The organism is Pantoea jilinensis, from assembly GCF_019104105.1.
Lineage (GTDB): Bacteria > Pseudomonadota > Gammaproteobacteria > Enterobacterales > Enterobacteriaceae > Pantoea > Pantoea eucalypti.
In genome coordinates, this window is sequence record NZ_CP077746.1 from 3,650,536 (window position 1) to 3,666,425 (window position 15,890).

The window sequence follows — 15,890 nt, forward strand, 5'->3', positions numbered from 1 at the left end:
TGCTGCAACAGTTCGAAATAGTTCAAGGACTTCCGTAAAAAAGGAATCGGTTCCATTGCTTACCTTTGCTTAGGCGCTTTCCAGATAAACAGTTAATAAAGAGTAATAAGCGCCGGATTGAATCATTCGCTACATTTAACTATTATTTTTTTCTTAATCAGATGCAGTTTAAACCTTAATCAGAATCTTCGTTATAACGCTCAAATAAACAGCGCTTAACTGACTCCCTCCTGGCCATTATGGCACTGTTAGCTTCCTTTAAAGCCTCAGGTGTCCAGCAGGGAAAAGGAGAAAGTTTTAGATTCTTTTTAATCATTCCAAATCGTTTTGGATAATTCGTATCATTTCAGGCTGTGTGCTTGCAATATCAGCGCGTTAGCCACACTGGAGAGGTGAATGTTAACGCGGCTTCACTTTACTGCAGCGCAGACTCTGCCTCCCTGTCCGACAGCCTTAAAACTACACGAAAAAGAGCAAATATGGTCAAAACATCATCAATACAGCGTGTAAAATGATTCCTTACTTGACTGTGTTGGCAAATTAATGTTTTCTGTATTTAAACGCTGCTCAATATCACAAATTTTAATGAATCTTGTCGCACGAGAAGATGAATTTGCTAAGGTGATAACAGTGTTAACCAATACCCTGCGGCTGCATTAATTATTCATATCATAGCGGTCGCAATGATTTCCCTGGTGTTGGCGCAGTATTCGCGCACCCCGGCCTCGGCTGGGGTCATTTTTTTCCGGGATATCACTTCTCCTGCTCTGATACCCAGTCACGCAGTACCTGCACATCATGTCGCCACTCCTGTTTCAACTCATCGATCCATTCAACAACATTGTCCCACCATGCCGGTAACTCCGGACTCTGAATCTGTTTCGCCAGCATCTGCAAACGCTGCAGCCCTACTGAACCCGCCGCACCTTTAATTTTGTGGCCTTCTTCAGCAATCCCTTTCTGATCTCGGGCCATCAGATTGGATTCCAGAACCGCAAGATAGTCTGGCATCATTTTTTCAAACATCGTCAGACTTTGGGTTATCAGACCGGGGCCGACCAGTTCGATATACTGTTCGAGCATGGCAACATCCAGCAGCATCCGACTTTTGTCATCGCTGACATCAAGCGTTTCTTCTTCCGCTTCTGCCTGATAATCCCAGTACTTTTTAATCATCGCAGTCAGTGCTGGCACCGCAAGAGGTTTGCTAAGAACGTCATCCATGCCTGCGTCGAAGTACTCTTTTTTGTCTTTGAGAACATTGGCGGTAAGTGCAACCAGCGGTGGCAGATGTGTTCCCTGATACTGCTGGCGAATCGCACGCGAGACATCCAGCCCGGTCATATCAGGCAATTGAATATCCAGCAGCACCAGATCAAACTCCAGCGGGTCAAACATCGCCAGCGCCTCACTGCCGGTCATGGCGACCTCAACGCTACAGCCCAGCTTTTCCAGTACTGAGCGCGCCACAATCACGTTGAGCTCAATATCTTCGACTAACAGTACGTGCAGTGCAGGCAGTGGCAGGCTGTCATCCACACCTTCGTCCTCCACCTCTTCAGCAATACGCGGGGCTTTGATTTCAACGGTGAAGCATGAACCTTGTCCTGGTGCACTGTGAACCCGGATATCCCCGCCCATCGCCTGCGCCAGTCGGCGTGATACCGCCAGCCCGATACCGGTACCAGTTGCGGGTTTGCCGCCATGCTGGTCTTTAACCTGATAGTACATGGCAAAAATCTTGTCCTGCTCGTCCTGGCGAATCCCCATGCCGGAGTCCTGCACCTCGAAGCGCAGCGTCTCGTCCTGCTCATAGGTGACCCGCACGACAATTTCACCCTGTTGGGTAAATTTCACGGCGTTACCTATCAGGTTCCACAGAATCTGGCGCAAGCGGGTCCCGTCGGTGGAAATCATATGCGGTAGTGGCAGTTGCGGCGCGAGCACAAATTTCAGCCCTTTTGGCTGTGCCAGCAGGCCGGAAAGATTTTCCAAATCGGCCAGGAAGCCGGTGAAATCAAGCGGCTGATTATCCAGTTGCACTTTACGGCGTTCGATTTTGTCCACCTCAATGACATCATTAAAGATGTTGCCCAGCGTGATGGCAGAGACGTGGATGGTTTTCAGGTATTTCAGCTGTTCCTGATTAAGGTCGGTATCCAGCAGAATACGGCTCAGGCCAACAATGCCATTAAGCGGCGTACGAAGCTCGTGGCTGATCGTAGAGATAAAGGTGGTCTTCTCCCGGCTGGCGTTCTCTAACGCGTCCTGATAGCGCTTACGCTCGGTTATATCGCGGCCAAAACCCATTAGCCCGCTGCGCTTACCCACACGGTCGTAATAAGGCACTTTACGGATCTCGAAACAGGCTTTGCGTCCGTCGGGATATTGCAGCCACTGTTCATAGGTCAGCGAGACGTTGTGGCGGAACACTTTTTCGTCTGTTTCAAGCACCTTCGTTGCCGCTTCATCATCGTAGATATCACGCGGGGTCAGGCCGATCAGCTGCTTTTCGCTTTTGCCGGTGAGTAATTCCATTGCACGGTTACAGCCGGAGAACTGTTTATCGATGTTGCGATAGAAAACCAGGTCTGGCGAAGCATCCAGGAATGAGCGCAGGAAGGAAGATTGCTGCTCCAGCTCAATCTGTGCCTGCTCACGACGCGTCACCTCTTCACGCAACTTGTCCATCACCTGCTCACGAGCCAGCTCCGCCTTTTTACGGTCGCTGATCTCCTGATTCAGCTGCGTAATGGTCTCTTTCATCTGCTGATTGAGTTCCAGATCACGTGTGCGCATCTCTTCCAGCTTGTCCACCAGCCTGGCCAGTCGTTGTCGTGACTCTTCAAGCTGATCGACCACGACGGACAGGAAATAGACTGCCCAGGGCGTAATCAGCAGCCCGAAGAAGACCGAACGCACCACGTCAATACTCTCAACATGGCCCCGCAGCACCATCGTGACCGCCATCTGGACAATCATCGCCAGCACCACCAGCGCAGACGCCAGCAGCAGCGAAAACCTCACCAAACCCAGCTTGACCATTAAATCAACGTAGTACTGCGCCAACAGACGAATTTGTTTCATAACAACTCCCTGGATGAGAAACAGCCTCATAATAGCGCAGTTACCCTGCTGACGTCGCAGCACGTCGCAGGGAGAAGCGGGATAAAACGCCCTGTTATGGTGCATCCGCGCGGCCGATCGGCGACGTTAAGGACAAAGCGGTTAAAACCCTTGACTGACTGTGCCAAATGAATAATCTGTAAGGCCGCCAGCGAATCACCGATTTCTCTGTCCGGCCTTTTTTCAATATCCTGGCAGACTCCTGCTGCGCAGGCACACCTTTCATATATGCATACCCATTCATCTTTAATGATGTTTTACGCACGCTCATCCTGATTAATTTTTCTTATAACCAATGGCTGTTTCATTCAAATAGTCGGACATAAGAAAAACAGATACATGCTATGCATCAACGGTGTTGAACAGCATTTAATGCTGTCTAACACCCCGTCACCAGCATGGTGCAGAGATCTGATGCCTGCACTACAGTGAGTCAGTTCACATTTATCGGCCGATCGACGGGTGCCAAAGTGATACATTTTAAACCATAAAAACCATTTAATTCATAAAGTTATATACATTAAACACCTGATTACCCCGTCTGACCACGCCATTTGACCTGATTACGCTTTCCCGATAAGTTGGAAATCCGCTGAAAGCTTTCCAGACGGGCCATTGTCTCGGCATATCTATGCAACAAGAAGACTCCCGCGTGGTTTAAGTCATCTCCTTTAAGAGACCGGAAATCAGAGAGCAGCTCAATTAAGGACGTTTTACCGATGTCTGGAGAGAAATGCTCAGGGCTATGACGCGCGCTCGACAGAGCATGGCGATGAAAATGATAGCGCCCCAGTGCGCCCAGACCCTGAATCAGTGCAGGTAATGTCAAAGCAGTTTAAGGAGACCCTCAATGTCCACTAAAAAACCTCAATCCTATGGCTTGTATGATCCGACAGCAGGCAGTGACAGCTGTGGTGTAGGTTTCATTACGCGTAAGGACGGCGAGCAGACCCACGAGATTCTGCAGATGGCACACAGCGCTCTGTGTACCGTGCCTCACCGCGGCGGTATGTCCGCGGAAGGCGTCGGCGATGGTGCGGGGGTCAACGTTGATCTGTCGCTGCACTTCTTCCGCAAAATTACCGGCCAGCCGCTGGAAGCGGGTCGCTTTGGTGTCGGCAACTTCTTCGTGCCAAAAGATGCCGGGCTGCGCGCGAATGCCGAACGTCTGGTGGATGAGGCACTCAGCAGCTTTGGCCTGCCGGTGATCATGAAACGCGACATGCCGCTCGACAGTAGCGTGACGCGCCCGGCCGCCGTGCAGTTTCAGCTACCGATTTTGCAGTGGATTTTCACTGCGCCAGAGGACGTGGTCGACCAGAACGACTTCGAAAAACGTATCTACCGCGCCCTGCTGACCATTGAAGCCCGTGCGTTTACCGAAAGCGAATTTGGCGGTCTTTATCCGCTGTCGCTGTCATCACGCACCCAGGTGTTTAAAGCCCGTCTGAATTCCAATGAAGTGATCCCTTACTTCAAAGATCTGACCGATCCGGACCATCAGGTACGCGGGCTGTTCTTCCATACCCGCTTCTCCACTAACACCGATCCGCATACCACCATGGCACAACCGTTCCGCCTGATGGCGCATAACGGTGAACTGAACACTGACCGCAAAAACCGCATCGCCGAGTCGGCGCTGGCGCTGGCGCGTGGCAAGAAAATCGTCCGGCCAAAAGGCCAGTCTGACAGTTCGCGTCTGGATCAGAGCATCCACAGCCGTCTGATGGAAGATAACCTCGATCTGATCACGGCCGTTGTCTCGATGATGCCGCCCGCCTGGGAAAACGACAGTTCACTGCCGACAGAAGTGCGCGACATGCTGGAGTATTTCTCGCTGTATGAAGAGAAGAACGACGGCCCTGCAGCATTAATCTTTGGCAATGGCGAAGTCATTGGTGCTCGTCTGGACCGTCTTGGCCTGCGTCCACTGCGTTCAGTCGAAACGGCTGAGTATATCGGTGCAATGTCAGAAGCCGGGCAGATCGCGTTTCCACCTGAAAGCGTGTTGCGTCGTGGCCGAATCGAAGCGGGCGGCATGCTCTATTTCGATCATCGTGAAAAACGCAGCTACACCACGCTGCAGGCGCTGGAAAAACTGGCTGCAGAGAAAGATTATTCTGCGTTGCTTCACGAAGCGCGCGTCGGTCTTGACGATCTGCCTGAGATCCCGGCAGAGCAGCAGGGTTCACCGTTACGTTATCGCGGCGACCTGAAAACCTATCAGCGCTTTGTTGCCTACTACTACAACCAGGAAAGCTTCAAGTTCATGATGGACCCGATGCTGAACACTGGCGCAGAGAAGATCTCTGCGATGGGTTACGGCAACGCAATTAATGGCTTATCCGATCATGAAGGCGGCATGGCGCACTACTTCTCTCAGCGCTTTGCTCAGGTAACCAACCCACCGCTGGACTCTATCCGCGAAGTGGACGGTATGACGCTGCGCGTCGCGCTGGGCGCAAAACCGCATCTGGGCCGCAGTAAAGGCCGTCAGATTGTGGTGCCGAGCCCCATCCTCAGCCACCTTGATATGCTGCGTTTACGTGAGCAGAAAATCGCGCCTTATGCCCGCTTTGAGATGCTCTATGAGCCCGTGATCGGTAAAGATTTGCTGAGCACCACGGCTAACGCGAATGCGCTGGAAAAAGCGATTGATGATCTGGCGCAACAGGTTGTGGATTTTGCCCGCTCTCAGGGTGGCATTGCCGTACTGACCGATCGCCACATCTCGTCGAAACACGCGGCGATCCCGATGTTGCTGGTGGTATCCGCCATTAACCAGCGTCTGGTGCAGGAAGGCCTGCGCCTGGATGTCTCTCTGGTGGTAGAGAGCGGCCAGAGCATCTCCTCGCACCACATTGCCGCCACACTTGGTTTCGGTGCTTCCGCTATCTACCCACTGGGCGTACAGATGCGCGCAGAGGAGAAATTTGGTGAAGGTGAAGAAGGCAACAAAGCCTTTAAACGCTATGCCAAAGCGGCTGAAAAAGCGCTGATGAAAACCATGGGCAAAGTGGGTCTCTGTACCGTTGAGAGCTACAGCAGCGGCGAGTTCTTTGAGCCAAACTTCCTCAACACCGATGATCCGGTGTTGAAAAAGTATTTCCCGAATATCAGAACACCGGTGGGCGGCGCAGGCTTCGCAGCAATTGCGGCGATGGCAGTAGACTGGCACCAGAGCGCACTGAAGATTCAGGGTGAATCTGAAGTGCCATTGCTGGGCCTGTTTAAAGAGCGTGCAGAAGGCGCGGGGCACTCTTACGGCACCATCGCCGTACGTACTTTCATCGACATGACTGAAGAGCCGATTCGCTTTGCCGACAAAGCGCGCGAAGAGGACAACTTTATCCGCCTGATGACGCTGGCAAAACTGGATAACGCGTTTGGCATCAAGCCCGAAACGTTCAAAGACAGCAGCTTCGAGCGCATCCCGGATGACGTCATCAACAATTTTGCCATTACTGCCGATTATCGTCAGTTCTCAAGCCTGATGTACGAAGAGCGTAAACGTCGTCCGGCGGCCCTGCGCGACATCCTGACCTTCCCGGCTGATTTGACACACATCGACAGCGAAGCGGAGTTCCGTCGCAAACTGGGACGCTACTCACTGACCAACAACGGCTTTGCGATTCGCGGCATGGTGTGTGAAGCGGTGGATGGCAGCCTGAATCACTTCATGCTGCGTCTGACCGATGCCATTGAAGGGCTGAAGCCTGAGAGTGAGCGCCTGCAGAACCTGTCACGCGCCCTGAAATTCCGCTTCGGCGATGATATTGAGAGCAGCGAAGTGGTTGAAGGGGCTCTGAAAGTGACCGCGTACGGTAAAGCGGCTGATTATCTGTCACGTATCTTCACCACCCTGCCCTCACTGCCGCTGAGCGATGTACAGCCAGCCTGTGAAATTACCCGTACTTTTGCCTCCGGCGCGATGAGCCACGGTGCGCTGGTTGCGCCTGCTCATGAAGCGGTTGCACACGGCACGAATATGGTCGGCGGCATGAGTAACTGCGGCGAAGGCGGTGAGCACTACTCCCGCCATGGCACTATTCGTGCCTCCCGTATCAAACAGCTGGCTTCCGGTCGTTTCGGCGTCTGGGCTGCCTATCTGGCAGATCCAATGCTGGAAGAGCTGGAGATCAAAATTGGTCAGGGTGCGAAGCCTGGCGAAGGCGGACAGCTACCGGCAGCCAAAGTCACGGTAGAGATTGCGGCTGCGCGTGGCGGCACGCCTGGCGTTGAGCTGGTTTCTCCACCGCCACACCATGACACCTACTCCATCGAAGATCTGGCGCAGTTAATCCACGACTGTAAAGCCGCGCGGGTGCGCGTTATCGTCAAACTGGTCTCGTCTGAAGGCATCGGCACCATCGCGGTTGGCGTAGCCAAAGCCGGTGCAGATGTGATTAACGTGGCGGGTAACACCGGCGGTACCGGCGCAGCGTCTGTCACCAGTCTGAAATACACTGGACGTGTAGCCGAAATCGGCATCGCTGAAGTCCACCAGGCGCTGTGCGCCAATGGTCTGCGCGATAAAGTCCTGCTGCGCTGCTCTGGCGCGCAACAAACCGGCAGCGATGTCGTGAAATCTGCCCTGCTGGGCGGCGACAGTTTCGAGTTCGGCACGACCGCGCTGATGATGCTGAAATGCGTGATGGCGAAGAACTGTAATGTGAAGTGCCCGGCTGGCTTAACCACCAATGCCGAAGCCTTTGATGGCGATCCACGTCAGCTGGCGCAGTACTTCCTCAACGTGGCGCATGAAGTGCGTGAGATCCTGGCACGTATGGGTCTGCGTTCTTTGCGTGAAGCGCGCGGTCGCTCTGACCTGCTGCACCTGATGGATCACCCGCTGGAAGTGGGCAAACTCGACTTACGCGCCATGCTCACCGTGGTGCCTGAACTGAAAATCGACAAGCCGGTTTATCTGGAAAAAGATTTTGAACTGGATGATGGCTGGATTGAGCAGCTGAAACTGTCGCTGGTGGAGCAGGGAAATCCTGACGTCGCACTGGGCGATGGCATCGTGCTGAATAACCGCAACAAAAGTGTCGGTGGTCAGCTGGCTATCGATATCGAACGCATGCTGAACCATCAGTTGAGCGCGGAGCAGTTAAACCTGATGCCTGCTGTCATGACTGACGATCGCGGTCGCCGCTATCTGGCGCCTGAGAGCGTAAAAATTTCCACAACCGGCTCTGCCGGCCAGTCATTTGGCGCATTCTGCAACGATGGCATGCAGCTGGCACACTATGGCACCTGTAATGACGGTGTCGGCAAAGGACAGTGTGGCGGCGAACTGATTGTGATGTCGCCGGGTGGCGGCGCGCAGGATGCCGATGGCAACGTGCTGATTGGTAACTTTGCGCTGTTCGGTGCAACTGGCGGACGTCTGTTCGTACAGGGCCAGGCCGGTGACCGCTTCGCGGTGCGTAACTCAGGTGCAACGGCCGTCGTTGAAGGCGTGGGTGACTTCTGCTGTGAATATATGACCAACGGCGCCATTCTAAACCTGGGCACCTTTGGTAAAGGATTTGGCAACGGCATGAGTGGCGGCTTTGCCTACCAGTACGATCCCTATGGATCGCTGGCAAGCCACGCTGCCGGGGACTCTGTGCGGTTTGGCTCCATTGCCGATCAGGATGAGATGGCGCAGGTGCACAAGCAGGCGGTACTGACCATGCTCAACTGGCATCTTGAGGCAACAAAATCGCCACGTGCTGCCTGGCTGCTGGAAAACTGGGAAACAGAGTGTCATCACTTTGTTTATGTGATGCCACGTTCGCTGCTGCTCTATCAGGATGGCGGTGAGATCCTGAAAGCCAAGAGCCGTAAAGATCTGCTCGAAGAGCTATCAACGGCGCTGGCAGGCCATCAGGTTGCCAAGTTTAAAGCCGCGTGGCGTCAGGGTAAAACCATCGCCAACGGTGCCGTACCAGCCTATGGCGCGACCGATACGCAGGAGATGTTTGTCCTGCTGAACAACTACACCGTGCTGAGCTTTGCCCAGCAACTGGCACTGGCAAAATTGCCGAAAGGCACGCCGGTTGAAGATCCGGCGGTAGAAAAAGCGGTGCGTAATCTGCTGATGACGGAAGACTTTTCGCTGGTCAGTAAGCTGCAGCGTCATGCACGTTCCGCCATCGAGAGTTACAGCGATGACGAACTGGCGAGTCTGATTGGGACCAAACGCATGTCAGATTACAAAGCGGCGCTGACGCAACGTAATATCCGCTCCATGGACAGCCTGGCAACCTACGGCTGGATCATGTATCAGGATGCCTGTAACCGGGAAGTGCTGGGTCATCTGCCTGACTTTGAAGAGCTGTTTGCACGTGCGGCATTGCCGGAAATCGCCGCTGCGGTGGGTAAACTCTCCTGACAGTGATACTGATCAGGCTGAACTGAATATTATTAATTGATCATTGCCCGGATTAATCGTTGTACCGGACAGATGCCGAACCGCTCTCCCCTGCTGCAAAATCTGCGGCACGGGAAAGCGGAACGGCTGTCACACCGGACAACGCCACTGATATCGGGCGAGAACGGGATTGAGTAAACGTACCCATGAAAATTCCTTATATTCCAGAAGATGCACCTTTTAATGGCGATCAGAAGTACTGGCTGGCTGGCTTTCTTGCGGGGCTTCACTCCCGTTTGCTGGTGTTAGAAGACAAACAGCAACCTGCCGCAGGTACGGGTGCAGCCGCGACCACGCAACTGCACATTCTGTATGGCTCGCAGACCGGCAATGCCGAAGCGCTGGCGCAGACCGCAGCAAAATCTGCCCGCGCGAAAGGGCTGGTTCCGGTGGTTCAGGCGCTGGGCGATGTCGATCTTGATGTGTTCGCCACCATGCGCCATGTGCTGATTGTTACCTCGACCTATGGCGAAGGGGAAATGCCGGACAACGCACAGCTATTCTGGGATGCGATTTCTGCCAGTACCGCACCGCGTCTGGAGCAGATGCATTTTGCCGTGCTGGCGATTGGCGATACCGGTTACGACGGCTTCTGTCAGGCGGGCAAGTTCATTGATATGCGCCTTGAGCAGCTGGGCGCGAAACGCGTGGTTGATCGTATCGATTGTGATATTGATTATGAAGAGCCTTCCAGCGAATGGCTGAACAGCTCAATGCCACAGTTTGCTGCCAGCGCGGGCAGCAGCGGCACCGTGCTGGAGAGTGCACCTGAAGCGCCTGTGATTCCTGGCAGCAATAAATCGAATCCGTATGCCGCCGCACTGATCACCAACAAGCGTTTGTCAGGCGAGCAGTCAGCAAAAGATATCCGTCATTTCGAATTCGACCTGTCGGACAGCGGTCTGAAGTATGAAGCGGGCGATGCGCTGGGCGTGATTCCGGTCAATGAACCGTCGCTGGTCAGCCTGCTCCTGACTCAGCTTAATGCTGATTACCAGACACCGGTGCCCGGCTTCGACCGCAGCCTCGGCGACCTGCTGACCTACCAGTTTGAGATTTCGGAGCCGTCGCGCAAGTTGATCGAATGGGTCGGACAGAACACCACCAACCAGGAACTGCGTCATGTGTTACAGCATGATGATAAAGATGCGCTGGGCGTGTGGCTGTGGGGCAAAGATACGCTCGACCTGCTGCAGCTTGAACTGACGCGCTCGCTGGCGGTGCCTGAATTCGTCGCTCTGCTGCGTCCGTTGCAGCATCGTGCTTACTCCATTTCGTCCAGTTCTAAAGCCCATCCTAACCAGGTGCATCTGACTGTTGCCTCAGTGCGTTATCACAGCGGCGGCCGTAATCGCGGTGGCGTCTGCTCCACCTATCTGGCCGAGCGTGTGCGTCGTGGCGAGAAACCCGCCATCTTTATTTCACCCAATAAATCGTTCCGCGTGCCGGCTAACAACAGCGCACCGCTGATCATGGTGGGACCCGGTACCGGCATCGCCCCATTCCGGGCCTTCCTGCAGGAGCGTCAGGCAACCGGCGCGCAGGGAAAAAACTGGCTGTTCTTCGGCGATCAGCATCAGGAACATGACTTTATCTATCAGGATGAATTACTTGCCTGGCGGGATAATGGCTTGCTGACCCGCCTGGATCTGGCGTTCTCACGCGATCAGGAGAAGAAGATCTACGTGCAGAGCCGGATGCTTGAGCAGGGTGCAGAACTCTATGCCTGGCTGCAGGAAGGGGCTTACTTCTACGTCTGCGGCGATGCATCGCGCATGGCGAAGGATGTGGATAACGCGCTGTATGAAGTGGTTCGCCAGTTTGGTGGGCTCTCCACCGAGCGCGCTGCAGACTACGTGGATCAGCTGAAGAAAGAGAAACGCTACCTGCGCGACGTCTACTGATAGCAAAGGTGTGCTGAAAGAAATCCGGCTTGCGCAGGCAGCCGGATTTTTTTTATCTCTTTTTTATGAATAACAGGCAAAAAAATACCCGTCGGATGGACGGGTATTCACGGCTATTTCACTACACGGAGTGAAGGGCGTCCGCCACGAGGCGGTGGATCGTCGTCAGGCGGTGTCTCGTCATCGCGGGCATCGTCAGGACGATCGCCATCAATCACGGACATCATGGTCTCTTCCTGACCCTCTGACGTCTCCTGCGTACCCAGCTCGTAAGCAGGTTCAGGCTCAAACATCGTCCCGGCACCGTTTTCACGCGCGTAGATTGCCAGAATCGCCGCCATCGGCACATTAACCTGGCGAGGAACACCACCAAAGCGCGCATTGAACGACACCTGATCATTCGCCAAATCAAGGTTACCCACCGCGCGTGGCGCGATGTTCAGGACAATCTGACCATCACGCGCATACTCCAGCGGCACCTGCACACCGGGCAGATTAATATCGACCACGAGGTGCGGCGTCAGCTGATTGTCGAGCAACCAGTCATAGAAGGCGCGAAGCAGGTAGGGACGACGTGCAGTAAGTTGCGACATTTCCATACGTTAAGCCCGGGCTTGCAGGCGCATTTCACGTTCAGCTTCAGTTAATGAAGCAAGGAAAGAGTCACGCTCAAATACGCGGTTCATGTAGCCTTTCAGCTCTTTTGAACCTGAGCCAATCAAATCGATGCCCATTGACGGCAAACGCCATAACAGCGGTGCCAGGTAGCAATCGACCAGACTGAACTCTTCGCTCATGAAGTAAGGAGTACGACCAAACAGGGGTGCGATAGCCAGCAGCTCTTCACGCAGTTGCTTGCGTGCTGCTTCAGCTTCCTGACCCGTGCTGTTCTCGACTTTCCGCATCAGGCTATACCAGTCCTGCTCGATGCGATGCATCATCAGGCGGCTATCACCACGGGCAACCGGATAAACCGGCATCAGTGGCGGATGCGGGAAGCGCTCATCTAAGTATTCCATGATGATGCGTGATTCATACAGCGTCAGCTCACGATCTACCAGCGTCGGTACCGTGCGATACGGATTGAGGTCAATCAGATCCTGCGGCAGGTTATCCATTTCGACCTGCTCGATCTCTACGCTGACACCCTTCTCCGCCAGGACGATACGTACCTGATGGCTGAAAATGTCAGTAGGACCAGAAAACAGCGTCATTACCGAACGTTTGTTGGCAGCGACAGCCATGAAAACCTCCAAGTTTGTTCACAAAAAGATACTGCAAATAGCCAACCACACGGCGACTCACTTGCTTATCGAACTCGCACGCAACCTGGTTAGCCGCGCCGTAGATACTGACGCCCCGACAGTGGGAAGGCGCATAACGCACCGGCCTGCGGGCGCAAAGTGACACAGAGTTTACCAGATTTTAGGCTACTTGTGGGCGTGGAATGAATGTTTGCAGGTAAATTGAGCGCGACGTTACGGTTTTCGCCGGGAGTTGAGGGGACGGCAGCAAATAAAAAACCCGCCGAAGCGGGTTTTTTGAGCCAATTGTCGCAGCCGGAGCTGCAAACAATTAACGCTTGGAGAACTGAGGACGACGACGTGCTTTACGCAGGCCGACTTTCTTACGTTCAACCTGACGCGCATCACGAGTAACGAAGCCTGCTTTACGCAGTTCGCCACGCAGTGATTCGTCGTATTCCATCAGAGCGCGGGTGATACCGTGACGGATCGCACCAGCCTGACCAGAAATACCGCCACCTTTAACAGTGACATACAGATCGAATTTACCAACCAGGTCCAGCAGCTCAAGCGGCTGACGAACTACCATGCGGGCAGTTTCGCGACCGAAGTACTGTTCCAGAGAACGTTGGTTAATTACGATGTTACCGCTACCCGGCTTAATGAATACGCGAGCGGTAGAGCTTTTGCGGCGACCAGTGCCGTAGTTTTGAGTTTCAGCCATTGCCTTTAATCCCGATTAAATGTCAAGAACTTGCGGTTGCTGTGCCGCATGGGTGTGCTCGTTGCCTGCGTAAACTTTCAGTTTACGATACATAGCACGACCCAGCGGGCCCTTCGGCAGCATGCCTTTAACCGCGATCTCAATCACACGCTCAGGACGGCGAGCAATCATCTCTTCAAAGGTCGCCTGTTTGATACCACCGATGTGACCAGTGTGGTGATAGTAGATCTTGTCAGTACGCTTGTTGCCGGTTACAGCAACTTTTTCTGCGTTCAGAACGATGATGTAATCACCAGTATCAACGTGCGGAGTGTATTCCGCTTTATGCTTACCACGCAGACGGCGCGCCAGTTCAGTCGCCAGGCGACCCAAAGTTTTGCCCGTTGCGTCAACTACAAACCAGTCACGTTGGACGGTTTCTGGTTTAGCTGTAAAAGTTTTCATCGAAAAGCTTACCCAAATTAAGTTACACGTTGGTGAAATCCCAAACGCTTAAGTAAACGAATGAGGCTCACACGACCATTTTGACCAGCAAGCCACCCCTTCGGATAGAGTTACTGGAACACAGAGGATTTGGGAAAAAAATCCTTTGCTGTAACGTGGGGTCGCAAGATTATAGAGAAGTCGGTTACAAAAATCGAACCCTATTTCGGTATTTATCCTGTTTATTCTCACGGCAGGTGCGGCAAACGCAGATACTCTTCGCTTTGCATCTCCTGAAGCCGGGATAAACAGCGCTGATATTCGAATTTCAGCCGCGTGCCCTGATAAATCTCGGTCAGTGACGTCTCCGCCGCGACTACCAGCTTCACATGACGTTCATAGAACTCATCGACCAGCGCCAGGAAACGCCGCGCCTGATCTTCGGTTTTATAGATCATCACCGGCACGTCATACAGCAGCACGCTGTGAAAACGGCGCGACAGCGCAATATAGTCATGCTGACTGCGCCCTTCACCGCACAGGGTTTTGAAGTTAATCGCCAGCACGCCTTCGCTGACACCCAGTGTCGGCATCTGGCGGTGATTAATCTCCAGCACCGGCGCCGCTTCTGGCTGGCTGCCCGACAGCGCTTTAAACATCCGCGTCATTTCAGCGTGCGTTTCCGGGTTCAGCGGATAGTTCCACAAGTGTGCGGAGGTCAGCGTGCGCAACCGATAGTCAATACCGGCATCCACGTTCATCACATCACAGTGGCGTTTTATCTGCTCAATGGCTGGCAGGAAGCGTGCACGCTGCAGACCATTGCGATAGAGATCATCGGGCGGAATGTTCGAGGTGGCCACCAGTGCGATACCGCGTTCAAACAGCGCTTCCATCAGCGTGCCCAGCAGCATCGCATCTGTGATATCAGAGACAAAAAACTCATCAAAACAGAGGATGTCCGTTTCGGCTTTAAATTTGTCCGCGATAATCAGCAAGGGATCGCTCTGACCCTGGAGCTGCGTCAGCTCTTCATGCACCCGCAACATAAAGCGGTGAAAGTGCAGGCGCAGTTTTCGGTCGCCAGGAATAGACTGAAAAAAGAGATCCATGACCCAGGTCTTACCGCGCCCGACACCGCCCCACATATAGAGTCCACGTACCGGTTGCGGCGTCTCGTTTTTCTCTTTGCCGATCAATTTTGACAGGCGACCCAGCAGGCCAGATGCGGCTGGCGCGGCAGATTGTTGCCGGGCAACCAGCGCCTGCTGCAGCGCGTCTAAACGGGTAATTGCTTCGCGTTGTACGTCATCGGGCCTGAATTCGCCCTGCGACAGCGCCTGCTCATAGCGTGCAAGCGGAGTTGAGGTTTGCATTGTTGTTTCAAAGTCCCTGAATGGTGTCTGATTCATACCACGGTTGCTGAAAAAAAGGCCGTTCTACACTAAGCCATGCTGCTCCAGAGTTCCACATCCATAAGATTAACGGGTATAGTGACTATTATTGAAATGGTGCAATGCCCTACGGAACAATGGAAATAACACGGGAGTCATTATGACCTGGGAATACGGGCTAATTGGTTTAGTGGTAGGTATTATTGTCGGCGCAGTCGCCATGCGTTTTGGCAACAAAAAGCTACGTGAGCAGCGCAGCATGCAGTATGAGCTGGAAAAATCGAAAGCGGAGCTGGCTGATTATCGCGAAGAACTGACCAACCACTTCGCGCAGAGCGCGGAGCTGCTGGACAACATGGCGCGTGATTATCGTCAGCTCTATCAGCACATGGCAAAAGGCTCCAATGACCTGCTGCCAAATCTGCCTGGGCAGAAAAATCCGTTTGCGTATCAGCTGACTGAAGCTGAAGCGGATAACGATCAGGTCCCGGTGCAGATGCCGCGCGACTACTCTGAAGGCGCATCGGGTTTACTGCGTGGCGAGCGCCCTGCCCGCGACTAATCTTTTTGGGGCGCAGCCTGTCTGCGCCCACTGAATTTGCGAACCCTGACCGCAAACGACTGTCACATTGATTAATTCCTCCCACCTTTTGC

9 protein-coding genes are annotated in these 15,890 nt (G+C 53.7%); 3 read left to right on the forward strand and 6 right to left on the reverse strand.

All coding sequences use genetic code 11. The annotated features are described in order from the left end of the window. Nucleotides 1–753: 753 nt before the first annotated feature. Nucleotides 754–3,087 carry an aerobic respiration two-component sensor histidine kinase ArcB gene (arcB, locus tag KTJ90_RS17235; protein ID WP_003851122.1) on the reverse strand — a complete coding sequence of 778 codons (2,334 nt, stop codon included), beginning with the start codon at nucleotides 3,085–3,087 and terminating at the stop codon, nucleotides 754–756. An 889-nt stretch (nucleotides 3,088–3,976) separates the two neighbouring features. Here arcB and KTJ90_RS17240 point away from each other — a divergent pair. Together KTJ90_RS17240 and KTJ90_RS17245 are read left to right on the forward strand one after the other, a co-directional pair. Further along, complete coding sequence (locus KTJ90_RS17240) at nucleotides 3,977–9,508, forward strand: glutamate synthase family protein (RefSeq protein ID WP_499025566.1); 5,532 nt, start codon at nucleotides 3,977–3,979, stop codon at nucleotides 9,506–9,508. Nucleotides 9,509–9,693: 185 nt separating this feature from the next. Next, on the forward strand, nucleotides 9,694–11,451 hold the full coding sequence (locus KTJ90_RS17245) for a sulfite reductase subunit alpha (RefSeq protein WP_008925402.1): 1,758 nt from the start codon (nucleotides 9,694–9,696) through the stop codon (nucleotides 11,449–11,451). A gap of 113 nt (nucleotides 11,452–11,564) precedes the next feature. Here KTJ90_RS17245 and sspB read toward each other — a convergent pair whose 3' ends face one another. The 5 genes from sspB to zapE all read right to left on the reverse strand — a co-directional run bounded on the left by sspB (nucleotide 11,565) and on the right by zapE (nucleotide 15,218). Further along, entirely contained in the window at nucleotides 11,565–12,050 is a 486-nt protein-coding gene (gene sspB / locus KTJ90_RS17250) for a ClpXP protease specificity-enhancing factor (protein ID WP_003851133.1), read from the reverse strand. 3 nt (nucleotides 12,051–12,053) lie between these two features. Then, nucleotides 12,054–12,695: a stringent starvation protein SspA gene (gene sspA, locus KTJ90_RS17255; RefSeq protein WP_003851135.1), complete on the reverse strand. Its 642-nt coding sequence runs from the start codon at nucleotides 12,693–12,695 to the stop codon at nucleotides 12,054–12,056. 331 nt (nucleotides 12,696–13,026) lie between these two features. Further along, a complete protein-coding gene (rpsI, locus tag KTJ90_RS17260) occupies nucleotides 13,027–13,419 on the reverse strand; it encodes a 30S ribosomal protein S9 (protein WP_008925401.1) in 393 nt (130 codons plus the stop codon). Nucleotides 13,420–13,434: 15 nt separating this feature from the next. Beyond that, nucleotides 13,435–13,863 (reverse strand): 50S ribosomal protein L13, encoded by a 429-nt coding sequence (rplM, locus tag KTJ90_RS17265; RefSeq protein ID WP_008925400.1) that lies wholly within the window; start codon nucleotides 13,861–13,863, stop codon nucleotides 13,435–13,437. A 227-nt stretch (nucleotides 13,864–14,090) separates the two neighbouring features. Further along, nucleotides 14,091–15,218 carry a cell division protein ZapE gene (zapE, locus tag KTJ90_RS17270; protein WP_033743099.1) on the reverse strand — a complete coding sequence of 376 codons (1,128 nt, stop codon included), beginning with the start codon at nucleotides 15,216–15,218 and terminating at the stop codon, nucleotides 14,091–14,093. A gap of 178 nt (nucleotides 15,219–15,396) precedes the next feature. On the opposite strand from zapE, the gene zapG reads away from it, so the two are divergent. Continuing rightward, nucleotides 15,397–15,798 (forward strand): Z-ring associated protein ZapG, encoded by a 402-nt coding sequence (gene zapG, locus KTJ90_RS17275; RefSeq protein WP_003848291.1) that lies wholly within the window; start codon nucleotides 15,397–15,399, stop codon nucleotides 15,796–15,798. Nucleotides 15,799–15,890: the final 92 nt, after the last annotated feature.

Bases quoted from the DNA above. Each gene is read 5' to 3' on its own strand.
- sspA (WP_003851135.1), bottom strand. From the start codon at position 12,695: ATGGCTGTCGCTGCCAACAAACGTTCGGTAATGACGCTGTTTTCTGGT.
- zapG (WP_003848291.1), top strand. From the start codon at position 15,397: ATGACCTGGGAATACGGGCTAATTGGTTTAGTGGTAGGTATTATTGTC.
- sspB (WP_003851133.1), bottom strand. From the start codon at position 12,050: ATGGAAATGTCGCAACTTACTGCACGTCGTCCCTACCTGCTTCGCGCC.
- zapE (WP_033743099.1), bottom strand. From the start codon at position 15,218: ATGCAAACCTCAACTCCGCTTGCACGCTATGAGCAGGCGCTGTCGCAG.
- rplM (WP_008925400.1), bottom strand. From the start codon at position 13,863: ATGAAAACTTTTACAGCTAAACCAGAAACCGTCCAACGTGACTGGTTT.
- KTJ90_RS17245 (WP_008925402.1), top strand. From the start codon at position 9,694: ATGAAAATTCCTTATATTCCAGAAGATGCACCTTTTAATGGCGATCAG.
- arcB (WP_003851122.1), bottom strand. From the start codon at position 3,087: ATGAAACAAATTCGTCTGTTGGCGCAGTACTACGTTGATTTAATGGTC.
- rpsI (WP_008925401.1), bottom strand. From the start codon at position 13,419: ATGGCTGAAACTCAAAACTACGGCACTGGTCGCCGCAAAAGCTCTACC.
- KTJ90_RS17240 (WP_499025566.1), top strand. From the start codon at position 3,977: ATGTCCACTAAAAAACCTCAATCCTATGGCTTGTATGATCCGACAGCA.